Raw genomic sequence first — 22,154 nt, 5'->3', positions numbered from 1 at the left:
TCCGTCACACCGCTCCGTCACACTGCGGTCGGCGGCGATCGGCCGGAGGGCCCGAAGGCTCGTCGACGGGGGCGGTCACTCTGGACGTCACTCCGGTGGCCGCCGAGGATGAGGCGACCGCGGACAGTGACCCCTCCGCCGAGGACCCCTCCGACTCCGCCGCGTCATCCTCCACCGACGGGCTGGTCTCGCGATGCGTGAACAACGCCAGCAGGCCGTCGATGCGCAGGTCGGACTCCGCGGGGTGGCGGAAGCGCCGCTTGGGATCGACGGTGTAGCGATTGCGCCGTCCCACCCGGGTGCGGGTGACGTAACCCGCCGCCTCAAGATCGGCGACGATCGCCTGTGCCGCTCGTTCCGTGATGCCTGCGACGTGCGCCACGTCCCGCAACCGAACATCCGGGTCGCGGGCGATCTCCAGCAGCACGCGGGCGTGGTTGGTCAGGAACGTCCAGCGACCTGTCGTTCGGTTATCACCTGGGCTCGCCATGCCCCCCAATATACGATGTCCTCTTCGTACGTCGCGTCCGACTGGCCGGTAAGCTGGAAGAACCGTTCCTGAAGGTCATATTACGAAATTTGTTTCGTGAATACGTTGACATGTATGGTGTTGGCCAGCGATGCTCTAGAGGTGGTGAGTATGGCCGGTGGTGCGCCGGGACTCACGGGATGACCGCCCGGCTGGGGTGATCGACCGCTCACGACCTTGACCGGCAGGTACCGCCGTCCGCAGGACGGCGTCGGCAGGTGACTTCGGGGGAAGGGGCAGGGACATGATGGACAATCAGCAGCTGGAACGCCAGGGGAGCGCCGCAGCGGATGTGATCTACCATGACGCCCAGTTGCGCGTCGTCCGCACCGGTGCCCGAGCGGTGGCGATGTACGGCGAGATCGACATCTCCAACAGCCAAGCCGTCGCCGACGTCCTCGCCCTGGTCCACGCCGATGCCGGAGATGTGATCGTGGCCGACGTCGGCGGGCTCGCCTTCGTCGACGTCTCCGGAATGCGGATCCTCGCGTTGCCGCACCTGGAGGTGACGGCGCGCTGGCTGTGGCTCTGCAACGTCCCCCACAACCTGCGACGGCTGCTGACCATCCTCGACTGGGACCCCGTCAGCGCGCTGCTGAGGTGAGCGCTCCTTTCCCGGCGGGTATGCGAATTCACCATGAGCGACGTATCCGACGCCCCACTGGCCGACCTCGACCCCTTCGACCTCTTCGACGCCGAGGCGGCACGACTCAACGACTTCTTCTCCTCCCTGGACCAGGACGGCTGGGCGCGGCCCTCCCGCTGCGAGGGCTGGTCGGTACGCGACGTCCTCGCCCACCTGGCGGGGGAGGAACTGTACAACCACGCCTGCCTCGACGGAGAGGTCGGCGGGCTGTTCGAGATGCTCGACCGGGAGGGCGTGTCCGGCTACGACGAGTTCAACGAGTGGTGCGTGCGGCAGCGGCGCGACCTGCCCGTCGGCGAGGTGCTGGAGGAATGGCGGGAGAAGAACGGCGAGACGCGGCGGCGCATGCGCGAGCTCGGCCGCCACGCCATGCTGGAGACCTCGGTCGGCCCCTACCCGGTCGGCCTGCAGACCTTCCACTACGCCTCGGAGTACGCCACGCACGCCGACGACGTGGGCGCTCCGGTCGCGGACGAGGAGGAGGCCGACAGGATCCACTGGCGCGTACGCGTCGGACTGTTCGTGCTCGGGGAGCAGGGCGCCAAGGCGCGCATCGAGCCCACGGCCGAAGGGCTCCTGGTGTACGGCGTCGGCAGCGAGGCGGTGCTCTCACGCCAGGAGTTCGTCGAGGCCACGGTCGGCCGACTGCCCGGCGACCATCGCCTTCCGGCTGAGATCAGGACCGCCCTGCGCGTCCTGGCCTGATCGCCGCGGTACCAGTGATCAGGCGGGTTTGCTGTTGGTGACCCGCCGCGCGGGCTTGGCCTTCCGCTCATGACCGGACGTCCTGGCCACCGCGCCATGCGGCGCCTGGGCCGCCCGCCCGGCACGCCGTCCCTCGGCTGCCTGGTCCTGAACCGCTTGGAGTCCTTGGGGCGCCGAGACAGGTGTGTCGTGAGCCGCCGCCTCGTGTGCCGCGTCGTCCCCGGCGCCGTCGGTGGCCGCGTCCGCCTTCTCGGCGCTCGCGGGCTTATCCGAGCGGCCGTCATCGCCGCGGGCACCGGCGGCCGAGCCGTTCGGCGCCTCGGCGGAGACGGCCGGCATCTCGATGGTCTGGTCCTGATCCACCGTGTTCCGCGCGACGCGTACCTTTGCGACAGGCTCCGACGCGAGTTCCGCGCCCTGATCCGGCTCGACGCGCAGCGGCATGGACGAGTTTCGTGGGGTGGGGCCGACGCCGGCTCGACGGCTCGCCGGGACGCGGATGGGAGTGATCGGGGCGGTCGCGGTCGCGAGGTCCGCAGCGTGTTCCGGCACCGACGCGGCGGGCTCCTTCGCCTGCGTGGACTCCTTCGCCCGTACAGGTTCCGTCGCCCGTACAGGCTCCTTGGCCCGTACAGGCTCTTTTGCCTGGACGGGTCCCTTGGCCTGAGCGGGAACGGTCACCCGCTGAACGAACGTGGAACCGCGTGGACCCACCCTGCCGCCGAGCCCGCCGCTCGGGGCGGGAGCCGTCGTGACGTCCGGCTTCGGGACCGCCCTTGACATGGTCCCGTCCGGTACGCTCGCCACCGTCGTCCTGGTCGCCGTGGCGGCCTTCTGCGCGCCGCCCCCGACCAGACGCCATACGCGGCGGCAAAGCCGTACCACCCGCTTGACGAGCGACGGTTTGCCGTCCCGGCCCGTGGCCGCGATCAACGCGGTCATGCACGCCAGGACCAGCACCGAGATTCCGAGCACCGCCGCGAGGATCAGCACCAGAACCGCCCCCAGTGAGATGGCGACGCTGATCAGTTCCAGCATCGGTTCCTCCCCTGTCCTGTCTCCAAACCTCCACCATGCCCCGGTTTGCCGCTTCGTTACCCAACGGAGGGATAGGACGTGGATCTCCCTATCCCTCACCCAATCAGATGGCCTCTCAACAGGACAGAGGGGGGTACAGAGAACTTCACGTGACGGGAACGATCCGTGCCTCGATCACCCGCCCGTCCGCCACGCGCAGCAACCCGATCGTGCCGTGCGGCTGGCGGCGGCGGTCGGTGGGCGAACCCGGATTGAAGATGCGCACCCCGTCGCCGGTCTCGTCCATGGGAATGTGCGAGTGGCCGAAGACCACCAGATCGGCGTCGGGGAAGCGACGACGCATCCGGGCGGTACGGCGGGCGGCGGGACCGGCGTCGTGGATCATCGCGATCCGCAGCCCGTCCACCTCGAACTCGGCGGTCTCCGGCGCGCCCCAGGCGGCCACGTCCGCCCCGTCGTTGTTGCCGAGCACCACCCGCACCGGCGCGTACGCGGCCAGTTCGTCGAGCACGCCCGCCACGCACACGTCCCCGGCGTGCAGGATCAGCTCCGCCCCGCGCAGGTGCTCGGCCACCCGGGGCGGGCACTCCTTCCAACGCCAGGGCGCGTGCGTGTCCGACAGGACCACGATCATCATCGTGCGATGCGCCCGCCGCGACCCGTGCCCGAGCGCGTCGGCACGGACCTCACGTGTCCGCCGGGGCGACGTCGATCAGCACTTTGCCCACGGCCCCCGCCTCCACGGCGGCGTGCGCATCGGCCGTGCGTTCCAGCGGGAAGCGATGCAGCGGCAGGCCCGCCGCCTTGCCGACCCGCAGCGCCCCCTCGGCGACCGCCGCCGCGACGTCCGCGACCGCCGCCTGCTTGGCGTCCTCGGGAACCGTGTAGACGAGCACGAACTGGTAGCGGACGTTCGGGCCCATCAGCGTGCGGATGGGCAGGACGAGCTGGTCGCCCCCGTTGTTGGCGTACACGGCGATGGTGGCGTGCGGGGCGACCACCTTGTGGTTCACCTCGGCGTTCACGGCGGGGGCCACCTCGACGATCATGTCCACGCCGTCCGGCGCGGCCAGGCGGATCGCGCGGGCCGCGTCCTCGGTCTTGTAGTGGACCACGTGGTGCGCCCCGGCGGCCCGCGCCAGCGTCGCCTTCTCCAGGCTGCTCACCGTCGTGATCACCGTCGCGCCCGACCAACGCGCGAGCTGGATCGCCGCGTTGCCGACCGCGCCCGCGCCGCCCGCCACCAGCACCGTACGGCCCGTAAGCGCCCCCGGCCCCAGCCGCCTCGGCCCCCCGCCGGCGACGGTGAGGCAGCGGTGCGCCGTCAGCGCCGGGATGCCGAGGCTCGCCCCCAGCTCGAACGAGGCCTCGTCGGGCAGCGGCACCACCTGGCGCTCCGGCAGCACGACGTACTCCTGCGCGGTGCCGTCGGCGCGTTGCCAGGCCGCCTCCCACAGCCACACCCGCCGCCCCGGCTCCAGGCTCTTCACCCCCTCGCCGACGGCGTCGACGACGCCCGCGCCGTCCTGGTTGGGAACCACGTCGGCGTCCACGGACCCTCCGGCTCCGCCGCCGCGCCGCACCTTCCAGTCGGTCGGGTTGACCCCGGACACCACGACCTTGACGCGGACCTCGCCGGGGCCGGGCTCGGGAACGGGCCGCTCGACCATGCGCAGCACCTCGGGGCCGCCGATCTCGGAATAAACGATCGCTCTCACGATGACTTCATCACCTGCCGTCCTGCGGTTATTCCTGGTCACGCTCGCCGTCCGGCGGCCAATCGGCCCGGTCGCCGGAGCGGTTGTCCGGCCGGGTCTCCACCGGGGTGCCGCCAGGGACGCTCGCAGCCGTGTTCTGCGAAGGCGTGTTCACCCAAGCCGTGTTCCCCCAAGCCGTGCCCGCCGACGGCACGGGGGCGGCGGTCGGCTCCGGCCCGGAACGCAGCGAGGCCAGTTCCGCGGCGGCGTCCGCGCAGGGGACGCCGAGCTCATGGGCGCCGAACTGGTACAGGTCGTCCTCGGTCTCGATCTCCAGCAACCGCCACCGCAGGCCGTACCGGGTGTGCTCGCGCACCTCGGTGCGCTCCACCTCGGCCCAGGCCAGCCGCCGCCGATCGGCGAAGCCGGACACGACGGTCAGGCCCGTGTGATCGGCGGCGAGCCGTTCGGGCGCGACCACGTCGCGCAGGGCGAGCACGCCCAGCAGCACCGCGGCTCCCGCGGCGAGGAACGCCCCCGCCTTGTCGAAGGACACCCAGGCCACAACCGCGAGGGCCCCGAAGGCGACCGCCCCGGCCGCCTTGGCCAGCATCAAGTCGCGGCGTACCCGCCAGCGGATGCTCACGCTCATCACGCCCACCCACCCAGACACGACGGTGATTCCGCCGCAAACGCCACCGGACCGGACAGGAATGCCCTCATGCCAAGAACGCTACCGGTATTCGCCGGCGTGGTGAGTGGCCGGCGGCGGGGGCGGAGGGGGCTTGTCCGCGGGTCAGCCGAGGCTTTCGACGGCCTTGGCGAGAAGGGGGAGCAGGGTGAGCACCTGCCTGCGGCTGTCGGGGGGCAACTCGTACCACACGTTGGTGAGCCGCCGGTGCACCTCGACCGTCTTGTCCCCCAACAGGCGGGCGCCCTCCTCGGTGAGGGCGACCTGGGTGCTGCGCCCGTCGCCGGGATGCCGGTCGCGGCGGACGAGCCCGCGCCGGTGCAGGGCGTCGAGGGTGCGGGTGACGCTGGGCTGGGCCAGCCCCGCCTCCTCGGCGATCGCCGAGATGCCGCGGCTTCCGGCGGTGCCGACGGCGGAGAGGACGACGAGCTGGGAGAGCGAGATCGCGGGATCGCCGACGGCGCGGGCGAATCCGCCCATGCGGCGCACGGTGCGGATCAGGTCGAGCACGGCCGTGACGAAGGTGGCGGAATCACACGGTTCGTCGAGGTCTGCCGGGAACGGGGGAACCGCTGAAGCGCCCGGACCGCCGGCGGGGCCGGGGTCCGGGGTGGAATCCGGGTTGGCGACCGGCATGCCCTTTCCCCTCCCGATCTCACTAGCGTACTATGAAGGGGGAAATATAGCATGCTATGAATATGTTCCCCGCACGTGACACGGGACGTGATGAGGATGATCTCCAAGCCGCGGCCGATCAGCGGTGACACCGGGAGTTCCTACGCGGACGGGACCGTGGTCGTGGGGGTGGACGGCACGTCATCCGGCCTGGCGGCGCTGACCGAGGCGGTCGCCGACGCGGTCGAGACGCATGCCCGGGTGGTCTGCGTCCACGTGCGTGCCGAGCCGATGTTCGCCGAGATGATGGTGATGATGGCCCCGTACGCCGCCGCCATCGCCAACGAGTGGCGCGACGCCCTGGAACTGGAGGCCTGGCTCCAGTGCGCACAGGTCGTGGAGCCGCACGGCCTCAAATGGGACTTCCAGGTCAGTCTCGGCCGCCCGGCCGAGGCCCTCGACGAAATCGCCGCCGCCCGCCACGCATCCGCGATCTACGTCGGCGCCCGGCGCCGCGGCGGCTGGGCCCGTCGCCTGCACCGCTGCCCCGCCCTCGAACTCGCCCGTTCCTGCCACTGCCCGGTCCGCCTGGTCGCGCACGCCGCGGACGACTCGCCTCAGCTCTGACCCGGCCCCGGCCCCGGCTCGGGTGGGGTCCGGCTCGGGTCGGGTCCGCGATTCCCTCGGGCCTCTCGCGTCGCCCGCGCGTTCCGCCTGCCGACACCGGCCGCATGCGCCGGCGGGCGCGAATCGGGGTAGGTGAGTCGCATGCCGCTGTACGTCGGGACCTCGGGGTGGCAGTACGCCGACTGGCGCGGCGTGCTCTACCCACCCGGGCTGCCGCTGCGCCGCTGGCTCGAACGCTACGGCGAGGCCTTCGCCACCGTCGAGAACAACAACGCGTTCTATCGGCTGCCCCGCCGGGAGACCTTCGAGGACTGGCGCTCGCGCACGCCGGAGGGCTTCGTGATGGCGGTCAAGGCCAGCCGCTTCCTCACGCACGTCAAACGGCTCAAGGATCCCGAGGAGCCGGTGCGGCGGCTGCTGGGCGTCGCCGACGGGCTGGGGGAGAAGCTCGGGCCGGTCCTGCTGCAGTTGCCGCCGACGCTCCGGGCCGACCCCGGGCGGCTGGAGCGCTGCCTGGCCTGCTTCCCCCGGCGGGTCCGGGTCGCGGTGGAGCCGCGCCACGACTCGTGGTGGACCGGCGAGGTCCGCGACGTCCTCGCCGCCCACGGCGCCGCGTTGTGCTGGGCCGACCGGCTCGGCCGCCCGCTGACGCCGTTGTGGCGTACGGCGGACTGGTGCTACCTGCGGCTGCACGAGGGCCGGGCCGAGCCGTGGCCCTCGTACGGCGACGCGGCGCTGCGCTCCTGGCTGTCCCGGCTGGGCGCGGACGGCGCGCGTGGCGACGCGTACGTGTACTTCAACAACGACCCGGGCGGCGCGGCCGTCCGGGACGCGGTGCGCTTCGCGGCGCTGGGCCGTACCGCCGGATGGGACGTCACCCGCACCCCGACCGCGCACGACCTGGCCGCCGCCTCCCGGAGCTGACCGCCCAAAAACACCCCAAAATCCCGACTTTTCTGCCCATAGCTTGGCATTTCGGCATGCACCCTCCTACGGGACTGATGCCGCTTCCCATTAGGCTCCGAAATCGACCATGCTGGAGCGTCAACCCAAATGCTCAACGAGGAGACGAACCCTATGCGCACCCTGCCCCCGTTCCGCGCGGATCACGTGGGAAGCCTGCTCAGGCCGCCCGCGCTGCTGCAGGCCAGGGAGGACTTCAAAGAGGGCCGCATCGGCGCCGAGGCGCTGCGGGAGATCGAGGATCAGGCGATCAAGGACGCCGTCCGCATGCAGGAGGAGGTCGGCCTGAAGTCGGCCACCGACGGCGAGTTCCGCCGTTCGGCCTGGCACATGGACTTCATCTACGCGATCGGCGGCATCGGCCAGGCCCCGGGCAACATCAAGGTGCAGTTCCGCAACGAGAAGGGCCTGATCGAGTGGACCCCGGCCGCGCTGCACATCGGTGAGCGCCTGCACCTCAAGGACACGATCTTCGGCGACCACTTCACGTTCCTCAAGGAGCAGGTGAACACCGCCACGCCCAAGCTCACCATCCCCTCGCCGAACATGGTCCACTACCGGGGCGGCCCGGCCTCCATCGACAAGGCCGTCTACCCCGACATCGAGGAGTTCTGGACCGACCTCGCCGCCGTGTACGCCGAGGAGGTCCGCCGCCTCGGCGAACTCGGCTGCACGTACCTGCAGTTCGACGACACCAGCCTCGCCTACCTCAACGACCCGGCGCAGCGCGCCGCGATCGCCGAGCGCGGCGAGGACGCCGACCACCTGCACCTGCGCTACATCAAGCAGATCAACGCCGCGGTGGCGAACAAGCCGGAGGGCATGGCGATCACCACGCACATGTGCCGCGGCAACTTCCGCTCCTCCTGGGCGGCGTCCGGCGGCTACGACTTCGTCGCCGAGGCGCTGTTCAGCGAGCTGGCGGTGGACGGGTTCTTCCTGGAGTATGACGACGAGCGCTCGGGCGGCTTCGAGCCGCTGCGGTTCGTGCCCAAGGACAAGATGGTCGTGCTCGGCCTGGTCACCACCAAGCGCGGCGAGCTGGAGTCGAAGGACATGCTCAAGCGCCGCATCGAGGAGGCGAGCAAGTACATCGACGTCGACCAGCTCTGCCTGTCGGGCCAGTGCGGCTTCTCCTCCACGGTGGAGGGCAACGCGCTCACCCAGGAGGAGCAGATCGCCAAGCTCCGCCTGATCATCGAGACGGCCGAGGAGGTCTGGGGCTGATCGGCCGCTAGCCGGGCTCGGCGCACGGAGGCAGGTTCAGCATCGCCTCCAGGCCGGTCCGGCGCAGGACGCTGCGCATGTGGGGCGTGACGGCGACCACGGTCACCGTCATGCCCCGCTCCTTCGCCTTGCCGTACAGGTTGACGAGCGCACCGAGGCCCGAGGAGTCGAAGAAGTCGAGCCCGGCCAGGTCCATCTCCAGCCGGTGGCCGTCGCCGGCGAGCAGGTCCGCGGCCGCCCGCGCCGGCTCCTGCCGGGTCGTGAAGCCGAGGTCGCCGCTGAGCACCAGCCGCGTGGTCTCCGGAGCGGGGCGCCGGACTTCGATGCTGAGGGAGGTCTGGTCGGGCATTCCTTCTCCGGTCGTGGATCGACCCGGTCGGCGCCCGGCGACGGGCGCGGGGCACTCGGGTCCTCTGTCACCACCCTGTCCTGCCAGGGGGCGGGGGAACAGGGGAGATCTCGCACTGTGATGAGGTTGTTCTCGTGCGTACGACCCTATATGTGACAGTTGGCGGCAAAGACGTCCGTACTGCCCAAGACGTCCGTACCATCTGAGTACGCTCGTCGCGTGCCCCGGGGCCACGCCGACGCGGAGGAGCGTCTCCAGCCGCCATGGAGGCGTGCGCGGTGTCAGAGAGGATCGTCATGCCGCTCGTGTTGGGCCTCGTCGGTCTGGTGTTCGGCCTCATCGGACTGTGGGTGCTGCTGTCGGCCAGGAACTTCAAGCGCCGGGCCGTACGGGCGCAGGGGCATGTCGTGGCGCTGCGGCCCGACAGGTCGGGCTCCGACGGCGTGGTCTACTACCCGACCGTGCGCTTCACCACCGCCTACGGCCAGGTCGTCGAGGCGGAGGCGAACTTCGGCAGCAAACCGGCGATCGGCCCGGTCGGCCACCCGGTCAAGGTGCTCTACGACCCCACGAACCCGGTCGAATACCGCATCGACAGCCTCTGGGGCCGCGGAACCATGTTCGCCGCCATCTTCCTCGGCATCGGCCTGGTGCTCCTCGGGGCGATGACCGCCGACGTGCTGTCCGGCGGATGAGACGCGCCGGGCGGGGAGTGGCCACTGAGGCAGGATGATCCTCGGCGACATCGGGCCGAGATCCGCGGGTAGTAGCTTTCGCACTATGAGACTTGGCGTACTCGACGTGGGCTCCAACACGGTCCACATGCTCGTGGTGGATGCCCACCAAGGCGCGAGGCCGCTGCCGGCCTACTCCCACAAGGTCGAACTGCGGCTCGCCGAACACCTCGCCGACGGCGCGCTGCTGTCCAAGGAGGGGGAGCGGCGACTGCGCGACGCCATCGACGACGCCCTGCGCATCGCGGAGGACAAGGGCGTGGAGGACCTGATGGCCTTCGCCACCTCGGCGGTCCGGGACGCGGCCAACGGCCTGGACGTGCTGTCCCGCATCCAGGCCGACACCCGGCTCGACATCCACGTGCTGTCCGGGTCGGCCGAGGCGCGGCTGACGTTCCTGGCCGTGCGGCGGTGGTTCGGCTGGTCGTCGGGGCGGCTGCTCGTGCTGGACATCGGCGGCGGCTCGCTGGAGCTCGCCACGGGCATCGACGAGGACCCGGACGCCGCGATCTCACTGCCGCTGGGCGCGGGCCGGCTCACCCGCGACCGGTTCACCGCCGACCCGCCCCCGCCGGACGAGGTGCGGAGCCTGCGCAGGTACGTACGTGCCGCGATCGGCCGCGCGGTCGGCGACATCGTCCGGTACGGCCGGCCCGACCATCCGGTGGCGACGTCGAAGACCTTCCGCCAACTCGCGCGCATCGCCGGGGCCGCGCCCTCCAGCGAGGGGCCGTACGCCAAGCGGGTGCTGCGGCAGGACGACCTGCGCGAGTGGACCGAGAGGCTGGCCACGATGAGCGCGGCCGAACGGGCCCAGTTGCCGGGCGTCTCGGAGGGGCGGGCCCCGCAGCTCCTCGCCGGGGCGATCGTGGCCCACGCCACCATGGACCTGTTCGAACTGCCCGAGGTGGAGCTGTGCCCGTGGGCGCTGCGCGAAGGCGTGATCCTGCGCCGCCTGGACTCGATGCCCGGCCAGCCCGCCAGAAACGGCGTCCCCGCCGTGACCGACTCGACGCCCGCGTGACGTTCTCTCGGCCGGGCTCTCCCGCCGTACGCGACGCACCCGCCGGTTCGCTCTCGACGCCGCGCATGCCCGCATCTCCCCGCATGAGGTCATCCGCTTCCGGCGGGTCGGTTCCGATTTGGTGTGATTCAGTTCGTTCAGTTCCGTTCAGTTGATTCGGTGCGGTTTTCAGCTCGGCGAGCGGCCGTTGGCGGACACCGTGTGCAGCCGCTCGCCCGGCGCGTCCGGCGCGAAGTGCAGGGTCTTCTCCAACCGCACGCTCAGGCCCTTGTGCGGCAGGTCGGCCACCCGCATGCCGTCCGCCAGGGCCCGCATGATCTGGATGCCGCGGCCGCCCTCGGCCAGGCCGCAAGCGGGGGAGAGCGCGTCGTCGGGGAGGCCGCAGCCGTCGTCGGCCACCTTGAGCACGCACTGGTCCTCCGACACCTCCGCCTCCATGGCGTACTCGACGCTGTCGTCGGCGTGCCGGATGACGTTGGAGCATGCCTCGGCGAGCATGAGTTGTATGTCGTCGCGAATCCGCGGCTCGACCCCGATCGCGACGAGCGCGGCGTTCAGCATCCTCCTGATCACCGGTACGCTCGCGGCGTCGCGGGGGAGCCGCAGCGCGATCATCACCTCCATGACACCTCCTCACAGGCGCACCGATTCACCTGCCCCGAAATATGAGGCGAAACATTGATAATCGGGCGCATTTGGTGCATTCGGGAGATCATGGAGGGCGGGCGATGAGCGGGCGGCGGACGACCGCCCGAGCGCCCTCGCGTCACCCCGGCCTGTGGCCCCGGCGGGAGATGTCCTCGCCCAGCGCGTAGGCGATCGCGTCGATCAGGTCGAGCCGCCTGCCCTCCTCCAGCACCGCCTCGTACGCCGCGTCGCCGAGCGTGTCCCTGGCGATCCGCTCACACTCGGCGTGCTGCGGGATGTCGAACGGCGAGCCGGAATGCGACAGCCCGAAAACGCTCCAATTCTCCTGCGCGGCCCCCATCAGGCGGGCGGCCCGCTCCGCGTTGCCCTGCCCCGCCGCCACCCACGCCAGCAGTTCCAGGCACAGGGCGCTGCCGGCCACGTCCTCGAACAGCCGCTTGATGCGCAGCGCGTCCCGCGCGTGCGCCCACGCCGCGTCCAGGTCCCCGGCGCGGAAGGCCGCCACGCCGCGCACGTGCACGGCGAAGCCGCGAGCCCACAGCTCGCCCGCCTCGTTGCACTTGGCCAGGCACTCGGCGAGCAGGTGGCGGGCGTGCTCCGCCACGCCGGTCCGGTCGTACGCCGCGGCGAGCTGCGACAGGCCCAGCAGCAGGCCGGGCGTGAGCTCGCCGGTGGCACGATGGCGGCCGATCGCCTCGGTGATCCGGATGATCGCGGTGTCGTCGTCGCCGGACAGCAGGGAGACCACGCCCAGCACGTGCGTGCCGTACCCGGCGGCGGCCAGATCGCCCTCCTGGCCCGCCCTGCCCAGGCACTCGGTGGCCCGCCTGCGCGCCCAGTCCAGGTCACCCTGCACCGCCGCGACGCCCCCGCACACCCACAACGCCTTCGTCCGGGTGGCCGAGGGCGCGGTCGCCACCTTCAGCAGCCGGTCCAAAAAGTGGCGGCCCTCCCGGGCGAGACCGCCGGCGAGCCATAGGTACCACAGCGAGCAGGCCATCAGCAGGCCCGCCTCGTGCTCGGCGGGCCTGCGCAGGCAGTATCCCAGGGCCGCCCGGATGTTCGGCAGGTCCCGGCCGAGCCTGCGCTGCCAGCGCACCTGCTCGCCGCCGGCCCAGGCCACCTCGCCCTCCCGCGCCCGGCGCAGGTAGAAGTCGCGATGCGCCTCCAGCACGAGCGACTCGTCGCCCAGCTCGCGCAGCCGGTGCCGCCCGTACTCGGCGAGCGCCCCCGGGACGTGGTGGCGCATCTCGCCGGCGTGCTCGCGCGCGACCACCAGCCCGGCGGCGACCAGGCGGCCGAGCGGCGGGCCGTCCGGACCGGAGGGCCGCCCGCTGTGGCGCGACACGTACCGCGCGGCCTGCGCGTCGAAGTCCGGCGCGAAGACCGACAGCTCCAGCCACAGCCGCCGCTCCTCCGGCTCGCACAGCTCGTACGTCCAGTCCAGCACCGCCCGCAGCGTCCCGGCGTGGGAGATCACACCCGGGGCCTCCTCGTGCCGCGCGACCCACTTGCCAAGACCGGCGAGCGCCAGGCTCGCGGGCAGGTGCGCCAGGCGGGCCGCGACCAGCTCGATCCCCAGCGGGACGCCGCCGACCAGGCGGCACAGCTCGCGCAGGTCGGCCCGATCATGCGGATCCGGCTCGCGCCCGGCGCCGCGGCGGGCCACGTCGAGGCGTTCGCGCAGCAGCGACATCGCCTCCGCGTCGTCATCGGGCAGGGCGCCATTGGGTTGGGCGCCATTGGGTTGGGCGCCATTACGCGGGGCGGGGACGGGCAGGGTGGGATCGGGCAGGGTGGGATCGGGCAGGGCGGCATTGGGCAGGGCGGTATTGGGCAAGGCGAGGGGAGGAACCACGCACTCCGTCTCACCCGGTACGCCGAGCGCGCCGGTGGCCGTGGCGAGCACGGTGAGCCCGGGAGCCGCGGGGAGCAGGACCTCCAGCAGCGCGGCGCAGGCGTCGGCGAGATCCTGGCAGGAGTCGAGCACCAGCAGCAGGCGCTTGCCCGCCAGGTAGTCGGCGAGCGCCTCGACGGCGGGCCGCGCCGTCTGGTCCTGCGCCCGCAGGGCGCGCATCACCACCATGGGCAGCAGTTCCGGATCGGACAGGCCGGCGAGGCCGACGAACCAGGCCCCGTGGGTGAAATCCCCGCGCAGGCCCGCCGCCGTCCGGAGGGCGAGTCGCGTTTTGCCGATTCCCCGCGCGCCGGTCAGTGTGACCAGCCGAGACACGGTCAAAAACCGGTTTATCTCGGAAAGCTTCTCGGAGCGTCCGATAAAGCTCGTCGTGTCGGTGGGCAGGTAACCCGCCCACCGTTGATTGTATGGGACGGCCACCTCTACCCCACGGCGGAAGAATCGCAAAAACGCGACGCGCCCAATACTAATCCACCCAGGAAGGGGGAAGGTAAGCCCTTTTGGGGCATCGGCGGAAAACCAATGGTCAGGGCGCTGTTTTGCCGCCGCGCCGTACCGTGTCGTACCGCCCAGGAGATCACCCGCCGAAGCGCGCGAACCTGCCCTTGACGCACGCGTGCCCGAGCGTGGCCTTATACAGCCACAGCCCCGCCGCCAGACAGCCCACGTCGAGCAGGACGGCCGGAGTCAGCCCGTCCCACGGCATCGCCCCACCGGACAGCACGTGCGCATCCCCTCGAAGACATGGGTCGCGGGCACCGCGGCGGCGACGGCCCGCAACGCCTCCGGGCAGGACCGACACCGGGTGGAAGATCCCGACGACGGGCTGGAACACGAACACCAGGCACCAGCCGATCACCGACACGCTCTCACCGAACCGCCGCACGCACAAGATGGACACGATCGCCGCCGACCATCCCATGATCAGCAGTAACGCCATGAACGGCACCAGGCCGACGCCGATGGCGAGCAGGCCGAAGACCGCGCCGAGCAGCATCGACACCACGAACGGCACCTTGTCGGCCGCCGGGAACACCGTCAGTTCACGATGCCGCGCATGCAGACGTCCTGGTTGAACGTCGACAGGACCGAAATGATGAATATTTCACTCCGCCGATCAGAGTGAATCCGATCCTTTCTGGATATCGGGCAGACACGCCGTGTATGTCTGTCCGAAATGACGCCCGGTGCCCGGGAAGCCGCCCGGAGGGGTGGGGGAGGCGCGCGGCTTCCCGGGACTTACCGGGATGGTTCTACGACCCGGAGGTGGCGGTGGGCCCGCCGGCGAGGTCGAGTTCGTGGACGCGGGGGTCGCCCTCGTCGGCGGTGTAGTCGTCGGGACGGGTGCGGTCGGGGCCGGGGGCGACCCCGGCGGCGCGGGCGATCAAGGTGCCGAGGGCGGCCACGACGACGTTGACCAGGAGGGCCAGGAACCCGGCGTAAATGGTCACCGTGCTGTCGAGGCCGAGTTTGGCGAGGGGGAAGGCGGAGCCGCCGAAGTGGGCCTGGCCGGTCGCCGGGTTGGCGATGTTGTAGAGCATCAGCATTCCGGTGACCATGCCGGCGATCCAGCCGGCGATGAGGCCGTGCCGGTGGAACCAGCGCGTGTAGAGCCCGAGGGCGACCGACGGCAGCGTCTGCAGGATGATGACGCCGCCGATCAGCTGCAGGTCGATGGAGAACTGCGGGTCGATGAGGAGGATGACGGCGACCGCGCCGACCTTCACCAGCAGCGAGACGAGCTTGCTGACCGACGCCTCCTGGGCGTCGGTGGCGTTCGGGCGGAAGTACTCGCGGTAAATGTTGCGGGTGAACAGGTTCGCCGCCGCGATCGACATGATCGCCGCCGGGACCAGCGCGCCGATGCCCACCGCCGCGTACGCCACGCCGGTGAACCAGTCGGGGAACATCGCGTCGAACAGGCGGGGAATGATCGTGTTGGCGTCGGCCTTGCCGTCGATGGTGATCGGGGTGATCTTGGCCGCGATCGCCATGAATCCCAGCAGGGCGATGAGGCCGAGCAGCAGGCTGTAGGCCGGCAGCGCCGACATGTTCCGCTTGATCACGTTGCGGTTGCGGGCCGCAAGCACGCCGGTGACGCTGTGCGGGTAGAGGAACAGCGCCATCGCCGAGCCGAACGCCAGCGTGACGTACTGCAACTGGTTGTTCTGGTTGAGCAGCAGCCCGTCCCCGGGAGCCGGGGTGGCGGCGAACTTCGCCTCGGCGGCGTCGAAGATCGAGCCCCAGCCGCCGAGCCGCGTGGGAATGTAGAAAATCGCCACCAGGATCACGACGTAGATGAGCGTGTCCTTGATGAAGGCGATCAGCGCCGGTGCCCGCAGGCCGGACTGATAGGTGTACGCCGCCAGGATCGCGAAGGCGATGACCAGCGGCAGGTCGCCGAGCAGGCCGCTGCCCGCGACGCCCATCGCCTTCAGCACCGCCTCGATGCCCACGAGCTGCAGGGCGATGTACGGCATCGTGGCGACGATGCCGGTCACGGCCACCAGCAGGGCGAGCGTGGGCGAGCCGAACCGGGCCCTGACGAAGTCGGCCGGGGTGACGAACCCGTGCACGTGCGACACCGACCACAGCCGGATCAGGAACAGGAACACCATCGGATAGGTGATGACCGTGTACGGCATGGCGAAGAACCCCATGGCCCCCGCCCCGAACAGCAGCGCAGGCACGGCCACGAACGTGTAGGCGGTGTAGAGGTCACCCCCCACGAGGAACCAGGTGATCCACGACCCGAATCTGCGCCCGCCGAGCCCCCACTCGTGCAGGCTGGCCAGATCCTGTGGCTTGCGCCACCGCGCGGCGACGAAGCCCATGCCGCTGACCACCGCGAACAGCAGCGTGAATATGACGATCTCGGTGACGTGCTCACTCATGCGGCCCTCCGCGGTCGCCCGGCCGCTTGCGGGTCATCAGGTAGACGGTCGTGGTGGCGGCGATGCCGAGCAGGACGAACGCGAGTTGCAGCCAGTAGAACCGGGGGAATCCGCCGATTCGCGGGTCGACACCGTTGTAGAGGGCGGGGATCAGGGGGACGACGATCGGCACCAGCAGCAGCCAGTTCCAGGGGCTGCGATCCCGATGCCGCGCCGGTGGCGTGGCGCCGGGCCTGTCGCTTCCGGTGGTGGTCAAACCGACTCCTCACGCGATCGAGGGCGGTGCCCGGCCTCCGGATGGCGGCCGCGCCCGCCGTAGTAGAGCCGTACATGCCGCACGAAATCAACCGACACCAGGTCAATCGACATGACGCCGCCGGTCAATTTCGAGCCCGAGTTTAAGATCACACGCGACGAACGGCGATTGTTAATCGCCGAGTGGCGCGTTTCCCGCGACGAACGGCACTCGCCCGCGGCGGACGACTCCTCGCAGGCCGTGTCTGGCGCCGTGCGCGGCACACCTCGCGGGAACGGTGCCGGGCCGCGCCCCGCGTGAGGGCCCCGGCGGGGCCTCGTGACCGCGCGAAGGGGTCGTCCCGCCATGGTCGGCCCGGTGTGCCGGCCATGGCCGCGGACGACCCCTCGCAGGCCGTGTCGATCGTGGTCCCCGTCGCGTCGGTTCCTGATCGAACTGGCGTGATCTTTCTTCCCCGTCGTCGGTCGGCGATCGGTAGCCGCTTGTTCACAGACCGGTCAACCTTCGCCGCGTTTCCGGTCACCGTGCCTTCGGGACCCGGAGGAACCGCTCGGAGGGAACCGATCGAAGGAACCGATCGGCGGGCATCCCGCCCTGGGCGCGTGCGTGTCCGTGTTGCCGCTGCGGTCGGGGATCGCTACCATTCAGCGCATGCGAACCTTTCCGTACCAGCAGTGGTGGCGCCGCTTCTAGGCGGCGTAGGTTTCGCATTCACAACGAGTGAGAACGGCCGCCCGGAGAGGCGGCCTTTTTCGTGTCCGCCGTCCGGGCGTCAGGCGATCATCGAGACGACGCAGGGGTGACGGAGTGGAGACGAGCGGATATACCACCGCGGGCGGAGTCGCCGTCGAGGTGCAGACCCTCGACGTGCCCGAGACGGTCCTGGAGGAGGTCGTCAGCACGCTGGGGGAGCGGCGCGGAGGCGTGCTCTCCTCCGGGATGGAGTACCCCGGCCGCTACAGCCGGTGGCACCTGGCCTACGTCGATCCCTGCCTGGAGATCGTCGCGCGCGGGCGGCGCATCGCGGCGCGGGCGCTCAACGACCGCGGCCGGGTGGTGCTCCCGGTCGTGACGTCCTGCCTGCTCGCGGCCGGAAAGCCCACCGGTGAGCCGACGGCGGACCACGTCGAGGTGCACGTCCCGGAGAGCGAGGACATCCTCCCCGAGGAGATGCGCAGCCGCCGCCCGACGGTGTTCACCGCGATCCGCGAGGTGATCGCGGCCTTCGCCGGGCCGACCGGGCACCTCGGCCTGTACGGCGCCTTCGGCTACGACCTGGCCTTCCAGTTCGAGCCGGTACGGCAGGCGCTGACCCGCCCGGCCGACCAGCGCGACCTCGTGCTGCACCTGCCCGACCGGATCATGGTGATCGACCGGAAGCGGGAGACGAGCAAGGAGTACCGCTACGAGTTCACCGTGGACGGCACGTCCACGCACGGCATGGAGCGCAGCGGCGAGACCATCCCGCTTCCCCCCGCCCCCGCCGAGATCCCGAAAAATCCGGAAAAGGGGGAGTACGCCGCCGTGGTCGAGGCGGCCAAGGAGAAGTTCCGCCGCGGCGACCTGTTCGAGGTCGTGCCCGGCCAGGTCTTCCACGCCGCCTGCACCGACCCGGCCGCCTTCTACCGCAGCCTGCGGACCAGCAACCCCGCCCCGTACGAGTTCCTGTTCAACCTCGGCGACGGCGAGCACCTGGTCGGCGCCTCCCCCGAGATGTACGTGCGGGTCCAGGGCGACCGCGTCGAGACCTGCCCCATCTCCGGCACGATCGCCCGCGGCGCCAACCCCGTCGAGGACGCCGACGCCATCCGCACCCTGCTCAGCTCGGTCAAGGAGGAGTCCGAGCTGACCATGTGCACCGACGTCGACCGCAACGACAAGTCCCGCGTCTGCGTGCCCGGCTCGGTCCAGGTGATCGGCCGCCGCCAGATCGAGATGTACTCGCGCCTGATCCACACCGTCGACCACATCGAGGGCCGGCTGCGCCCCGAGTTCGACGCCCTGGACGCCTTCCTCACCCACATGTGGGCCGTCACCGTCACCGGCGCCCCCAAGAACTGGGCGATGCAGTTCATCGAGGACCACGAGCCCACCACCCGCCGCTGGTACGGCGGAGCCGTCGGCTGGCTCGGCTTCGACGGCTCGATGAACACGGGCCTGACCCTGCGTACCGCGCAGATCCGCGACGGCGTCGCCACCGTGCGCGCGGGCGCCACCCTGCTGTTCGACTCCGACCCGGCCGCCGAGGAGCGCGAGACCGAGCTGAAGGCGAGCGCCCTGCTCGGCGCCCTCGCCGCCGTCGAGCGCGCCGCCCGCGAGCGCGCGGCCCAGGAAACCGAGCGGGAGGCGGCCCCGGCCGTCACCGCCGCCGAGCGCCCGGGCACCGGCATGAAGGTGCTGCTCGTCGACTACGAGGACTCCTTCGTCAACACCCTGGCCGACTACTTCCGCCAGCAGGGCGCGGAGGTGACCACCCTGCGACACGGCTTCCCGCTGGAGATGATCGACGAGGTCGCCCCCGGCCTCGCGGTGCTGTCGCCCGGCCCCGGCTGGCCGTCCGACTTCGGCACCTCGACGCTCCTCGACGCCGTGTACGCCCGGGGGCTGCCGGTCTTCGGCGTGTGCCTGGGCCTGCAGGCGATGGTCGAGCACGCCGGCGGCACCCTGGAACTACTGCCCGCACCCGAGCACGGCAAGCGCGGCCGGGTACGCCGACTGGGCGACTCCGGCGAACTGCTGAAGGGCCTGCCGCAGGAGTTCACCGCCGCGCGCTACCACTCCCTGCACGCCAAGCGCCCCGGCGTAAAGGGCTTCGACGTCACCGCCCTCACCCCCGACGACGCGGTCATGGCCATCGAGGACACGCCCAACCGCCGCTTCGCCGTGCAGTTCCACCCAGAGTCGATCCTGACCACCGAGGGATCGGCAGGCGCAAAGATCATCGCCAACGTCCTGCGCCTGTCGCGCCGCCCATAAACCGCGCCTAGGCCGCACAAGGGCCGCTCATAGGTGAGGCCGTGCTCCGCGGCGTTCACCGCTCACCGCCCGGTTCCCGGCGACCCGCCCGGTGCCGGGCGGTCCCAAGCGGCCACCCGAGCCGGGCTCCGAATGGTCACCCGAGCGGGGCTCCGAGCGGGCACGCGAGCGGGGCTCCGAATGGTCACCCGAGCGGGGCTCCCAGCGGGCGTCCGAGCGGGGCTCCCAGCGGGCGTCCGAGCGGGGCTCCGAACGCGCACCCGAGCGGGCACGCGAACGGGGCTCCCAGCGGGCCTTTGAACGGCCACCAGAGCCGGACTCCGACCGGCAACGGTAAAGAGCCGGTCTAACCGCGAATCCGGTCCCTGCCGCGTCCCTAGAGTCTTCCTCCCAGGGGCGCGGTCGCGCGACCGAGACCCGTCCGCGCGACCGCGCGGGCGGGCCGGCGGCGACGGGCCCCCGGCCGCACCGCGGGCAGGGCGCTGGCGACCCCGGCCCGCGTGCGGTGGACCTGGCGCGGGACCGCCGCGCGGGAGGAACGGGCGGAAGGGCCAGGTGGGGGATGACAGCGGGCGACGTGCTTGCCGAGCGGCTGCCCGAAACGGTCCGCGCGGCGTTGCTCGCGCCGCTGTTCGACCACCACAGTTGCCCGGTACGGCGCGACGACCTGGTCCGGTCGCAGTTCGAGCTGCTCATCGGCCAGGCCGGGGCGCCGGCGCCGCCGGGGACGACGCATTTCGACACCCCGGTGGGGATGGCGATCCGGCGCTGGTGCGGTCCGGTGCTGGGGCTGGAGCCGCATGTGAGCCCGGCCGTCTACCTGGCCGCCCGCGCCGAACTCGGGGCGGTGGAGGTGAACCGGCGGCTGCTGCGGGCGGCCGGGGTGGTGGCGTTCCTCCTCGATCCGGCCGACGCCGGGCCGGACGTGTTGTCGGTCGCCGAGATGGGACGGCTCGGCGGAGCCGCGGCGGACGAGATCGTGCGCATCGAGGAGGTCGAGCAGGAGATCGCCGAGGAGGGCCCGGCGGCCGTGGAGTACATCGGGGAGCTCTACGACGAGCTGGCCGCCCGGGCGGTGCGCGCCGTCGGCCTGAAGTCGGTTGCCGTCCGCCACCACGGCCTGGACCTCGACCCGGACCGCCCGACCCGGGCGATGGTGATCGCCGCCGCGGGCCGCCGCCTCGCCGACCCCAAGGCACGCCTCGCCGACCCGGTGCTCCTGCGCCACCTGCTGTGGACGGCCGTGGACGTGGCCCGCGACCGCGGCCTCCCGCTCCAGCTCGTCACCGGGTACGGCGACGCCGACATCGACCCCCGCCGCACCGATCCCGCGCTGCTGACGGGCTTCCTGCGCGCGGTGCGGCCCGCCGGCGTGCCCATCATCCTCGTCGGCTGCTACCCGTTCCACCGCCGCGCCGCGCATCTGGCGACGGTCCTGCCGCACGTCTACGTCGACGTCGGCCCCACCCTCGCGCACGCCTGCGCCGGATCCGCGGCGATCATCGGCGAGCTGCTCGAACTCGCCCCGTTCCACAAGCAGCTCTTCGGCTCGGCCTGCCGAGGCGTCGCCGAGATGTGTCATCTCGGCGCCTTGTTCCACCGCCGCGGCCTGGCCCGCGCCCTGGCGGCCCGCCTCGACCGGGACGAGTGGAGCCCCGCCGACGCCGCCCGCGTCGCCCACATGATCGGCTCCGGCAACGCCCGCCGCCTCTACCGCCTCTAGCCCACGCCCCGTAGGCCGCGATCTACGCTGTAAAGGCGGCGGCTTGATCCGCCACACAGACACTCACGGGACGCACGGCACCACCGGCGAGGGCCGTACCCGCACCGGCGTGCGGCCGCCTCCGCGCCGCCGCGACGCGTCAGGGAGCGACGCGTCCGGCGGCCTCGAACGCCTCGTGTGTGAGCGGCATCAGCTCCGCCCACAGGGCCTCCATCTGCTCGGCCACCATCTCGATCTCCCGCTGCGGGAAGGACGGGAACGCCGAACCCTCGCGCTTGGTGCGCAGCGACAGGAAGTTCATCAGGGCGCGGGCGTTGCAGGTGGCGTACATCGAGGAGTACAGCCCCACCGGGAGGACGGTGCGGGCCACCTCGCGGGCGACACCGGCCTCCAGCATCTCCAAATAGGCGGCGTAGGCCTGGCGGCAACTGTTCCGCGTCGCCTCCACGACCAGTTTGTGCTGCTCGGGGGTGCCTTCGACGAAGTCGTACTTGCCGGGCTTGCCGATCTGCACGAGGCGCCGCTCGGGCGCGGGCACGTAGAACTCCGGCTCCAGCTTGCGATAGCGCCCGGACTCCTCGTTGTAGCTGAAGGTGCGGTGCCGCATGAACTCCCGGAACACGAAGATCGGCGCGCGGACGTAGAAGGTCATCGAGGAGTGCTCGAACGGCGTGCCGTGCCGGTCTCGCATGAGGAACCGGATCAGTCCCCGGGACCGCTCCGGATCGGCCTCGATCTCCTCAAGGGAACTCTCGCCTTTGGTGGAGACCCGCGCCGCCCACAACACGTCGGCGTCGGAGGCCGCGTGCTTGACCAGTTCCACCGTCACGTCGCTGCGGAACCTGATCTCGGTCTCGTCCACGCCGTTCACCCGTGATCGCCCTCCCGTCGGTC

At 71.3% G+C, this 22,154-nt stretch carries 22 protein-coding genes; 9 read left to right on the top strand and 13 right to left on the bottom strand.

Annotation, left to right across the window (positions count from 1 at the left end; genetic code table 11):
- Positions 1 to 4 precede the first annotated feature (4 nt).
- A complete protein-coding gene (locus AB0K60_RS15245; protein WP_364053918.1) occupies positions 5 to 490 on the bottom strand; it encodes a winged helix-turn-helix domain-containing protein in 486 nt (161 codons plus the stop codon).
- Between the two features lie 283 nt (positions 491 to 773).
- Here AB0K60_RS15245 and AB0K60_RS15240 point away from each other — a divergent pair, with 283 nt between their 5' ends.
- Both AB0K60_RS15240 and AB0K60_RS15235 read left to right on the top strand, forming a co-directional pair.
- Entirely contained in the window at positions 774 to 1,133 is a 360-nt protein-coding gene (locus AB0K60_RS15240; protein ID WP_364053915.1) for a hypothetical protein, read from the top strand.
- 33 nt (positions 1,134 to 1,166) lie between these two features.
- Positions 1,167 to 1,880: a maleylpyruvate isomerase family mycothiol-dependent enzyme gene (locus AB0K60_RS15235; protein WP_364053912.1), complete on the top strand. Its 714-nt coding sequence runs from the start codon at positions 1,167 to 1,169 to the stop codon at positions 1,878 to 1,880.
- Between the two features lie 18 nt (positions 1,881 to 1,898).
- Here the strand turns inward: AB0K60_RS15235 and AB0K60_RS15230 are convergent, their stop codons facing one another.
- From AB0K60_RS15230 to AB0K60_RS15210, 5 genes are all read right to left on the bottom strand, one after another.
- The gene (locus tag AB0K60_RS15230) at positions 1,899 to 2,918 is read right to left on the bottom strand and encodes a hypothetical protein (RefSeq protein ID WP_364053909.1); all 1,020 of its coding nucleotides are present in this window, start codon (positions 2,916 to 2,918) and stop codon (positions 1,899 to 1,901) included.
- Positions 2,919 to 3,063: 145 nt separating this feature from the next.
- Positions 3,064 to 3,555: a metallophosphoesterase family protein gene (locus AB0K60_RS15225; RefSeq protein WP_364053906.1), complete on the bottom strand. Its 492-nt coding sequence runs from the start codon at positions 3,553 to 3,555 to the stop codon at positions 3,064 to 3,066.
- Positions 3,556 to 3,604: 49 nt separating this feature from the next.
- A complete protein-coding gene (locus AB0K60_RS15220; RefSeq protein ID WP_364053903.1) occupies positions 3,605 to 4,636 on the bottom strand; it encodes an NADPH:quinone reductase in 1,032 nt (343 codons plus the stop codon).
- A 28-nt stretch (positions 4,637 to 4,664) separates the two neighbouring features.
- Complete coding sequence (locus AB0K60_RS15215; RefSeq protein WP_364053900.1) at positions 4,665 to 5,267, bottom strand: PH domain-containing protein; 603 nt, start codon at positions 5,265 to 5,267, stop codon at positions 4,665 to 4,667.
- Positions 5,268 to 5,411: 144 nt separating this feature from the next.
- Positions 5,412 to 5,942 (bottom strand): MarR family transcriptional regulator, encoded by a 531-nt coding sequence (locus tag AB0K60_RS15210; RefSeq protein ID WP_364053898.1) that lies wholly within the window; start codon positions 5,940 to 5,942, stop codon positions 5,412 to 5,414.
- Positions 5,943 to 6,038: 96 nt separating this feature from the next.
- On the opposite strand from AB0K60_RS15210, the gene AB0K60_RS15205 reads away from it, so the two are divergent.
- The 3 genes from AB0K60_RS15205 (at position 6,039) to AB0K60_RS15195 (ending at position 8,738) form a co-directional block, all read left to right on the top strand.
- Positions 6,039 to 6,548 (top strand): universal stress protein, encoded by a 510-nt coding sequence (locus AB0K60_RS15205; protein WP_364053896.1) that lies wholly within the window; start codon positions 6,039 to 6,041, stop codon positions 6,546 to 6,548.
- A 141-nt stretch (positions 6,549 to 6,689) separates the two neighbouring features.
- Positions 6,690 to 7,472 (top strand): DUF72 domain-containing protein, encoded by a 783-nt coding sequence (locus AB0K60_RS15200; RefSeq protein ID WP_364053893.1) that lies wholly within the window; start codon positions 6,690 to 6,692, stop codon positions 7,470 to 7,472.
- Between the two features lie 153 nt (positions 7,473 to 7,625).
- On the top strand, positions 7,626 to 8,738 hold the full coding sequence (locus AB0K60_RS15195; protein ID WP_364053890.1) for a 5-methyltetrahydropteroyltriglutamate--homocysteine S-methyltransferase: 1,113 nt from the start codon (positions 7,626 to 7,628) through the stop codon (positions 8,736 to 8,738).
- 7 nt (positions 8,739 to 8,745) lie between these two features.
- Here AB0K60_RS15195 and AB0K60_RS15190 read toward each other — a convergent pair whose 3' ends face one another.
- Entirely contained in the window at positions 8,746 to 9,087 is a 342-nt protein-coding gene (locus AB0K60_RS15190) for an STAS domain-containing protein (protein WP_364053887.1), read from the bottom strand.
- 278 nt (positions 9,088 to 9,365) lie between these two features.
- Between AB0K60_RS15190 and AB0K60_RS15185 the strand changes: the two genes are divergently transcribed.
- Both AB0K60_RS15185 and AB0K60_RS15180 read left to right on the top strand, forming a co-directional pair.
- Entirely contained in the window at positions 9,366 to 9,782 is a 417-nt protein-coding gene (locus AB0K60_RS15185; protein WP_364053884.1) for a DUF3592 domain-containing protein, read from the top strand.
- Positions 9,783 to 9,867: 85 nt separating this feature from the next.
- Entirely contained in the window at positions 9,868 to 10,845 is a 978-nt protein-coding gene (locus AB0K60_RS15180) for a Ppx/GppA phosphatase family protein (RefSeq protein ID WP_364053881.1), read from the top strand.
- Between the two features lie 168 nt (positions 10,846 to 11,013).
- On the opposite strand, the gene AB0K60_RS15175 is transcribed toward AB0K60_RS15180, so the two are convergent.
- From AB0K60_RS15175 to AB0K60_RS15155, 5 genes are all read right to left on the bottom strand, one after another.
- Positions 11,014 to 11,469 (bottom strand): ATP-binding protein, encoded by a 456-nt coding sequence (locus AB0K60_RS15175; RefSeq protein ID WP_364053878.1) that lies wholly within the window; start codon positions 11,467 to 11,469, stop codon positions 11,014 to 11,016.
- Between the two features lie 142 nt (positions 11,470 to 11,611).
- The gene (locus AB0K60_RS15170) at positions 11,612 to 13,732 is read right to left on the bottom strand and encodes a hypothetical protein (RefSeq protein WP_364053875.1); all 2,121 of its coding nucleotides are present in this window, start codon (positions 13,730 to 13,732) and stop codon (positions 11,612 to 11,614) included.
- 256 nt (positions 13,733 to 13,988) lie between these two features.
- The gene (locus AB0K60_RS15165; RefSeq protein ID WP_364053872.1) at positions 13,989 to 14,447 is read right to left on the bottom strand and encodes a hypothetical protein; all 459 of its coding nucleotides are present in this window, start codon (positions 14,445 to 14,447) and stop codon (positions 13,989 to 13,991) included.
- A 217-nt stretch (positions 14,448 to 14,664) separates the two neighbouring features.
- Entirely contained in the window at positions 14,665 to 16,305 is a 1,641-nt protein-coding gene (gene mctP, locus AB0K60_RS15160; RefSeq protein WP_364053869.1) for a monocarboxylate uptake permease MctP, read from the bottom strand.
- Positions 16,298 to 16,561 (bottom strand): DUF3311 domain-containing protein, encoded by a 264-nt coding sequence (locus tag AB0K60_RS15155; protein ID WP_364053866.1) that lies wholly within the window; start codon positions 16,559 to 16,561, stop codon positions 16,298 to 16,300. The genes mctP and AB0K60_RS15155 overlap by 8 nt, the downstream gene beginning before the upstream one ends.
- An 807-nt stretch (positions 16,562 to 17,368) precedes the next feature.
- Here AB0K60_RS15155 and AB0K60_RS15150 point away from each other — a divergent pair.
- Both AB0K60_RS15150 and AB0K60_RS15145 read left to right on the top strand, forming a co-directional pair.
- Positions 17,369 to 19,537, top strand: a complete 2,169-nt coding sequence (locus AB0K60_RS15150) for an anthranilate synthase component I (protein ID WP_364053863.1) — start codon at positions 17,369 to 17,371, stop codon at positions 19,535 to 19,537.
- Positions 19,538 to 20,099: 562 nt separating this feature from the next.
- Entirely contained in the window at positions 20,100 to 21,260 is a 1,161-nt protein-coding gene (locus AB0K60_RS15145) for an amidohydrolase family protein (protein WP_364053860.1), read from the top strand.
- A gap of 139 nt (positions 21,261 to 21,399) precedes the next feature.
- Here AB0K60_RS15145 and thyX read toward each other — a convergent pair whose 3' ends face one another.
- A complete protein-coding gene (gene thyX, locus AB0K60_RS15140) occupies positions 21,400 to 22,122 on the bottom strand; it encodes an FAD-dependent thymidylate synthase (RefSeq protein ID WP_364053857.1) in 723 nt (240 codons plus the stop codon).
- Positions 22,123 to 22,154: the final 32 nt, after the last annotated feature.

This window comes from Thermopolyspora sp. NPDC052614 (assembly GCF_040678635.1).
In the GTDB taxonomy this organism is placed as follows: domain Bacteria; phylum Actinomycetota; class Actinomycetes; order Streptosporangiales; family Streptosporangiaceae; genus Thermopolyspora.
This window is presented reverse-complemented; position numbering and strand designations above follow the sequence as displayed.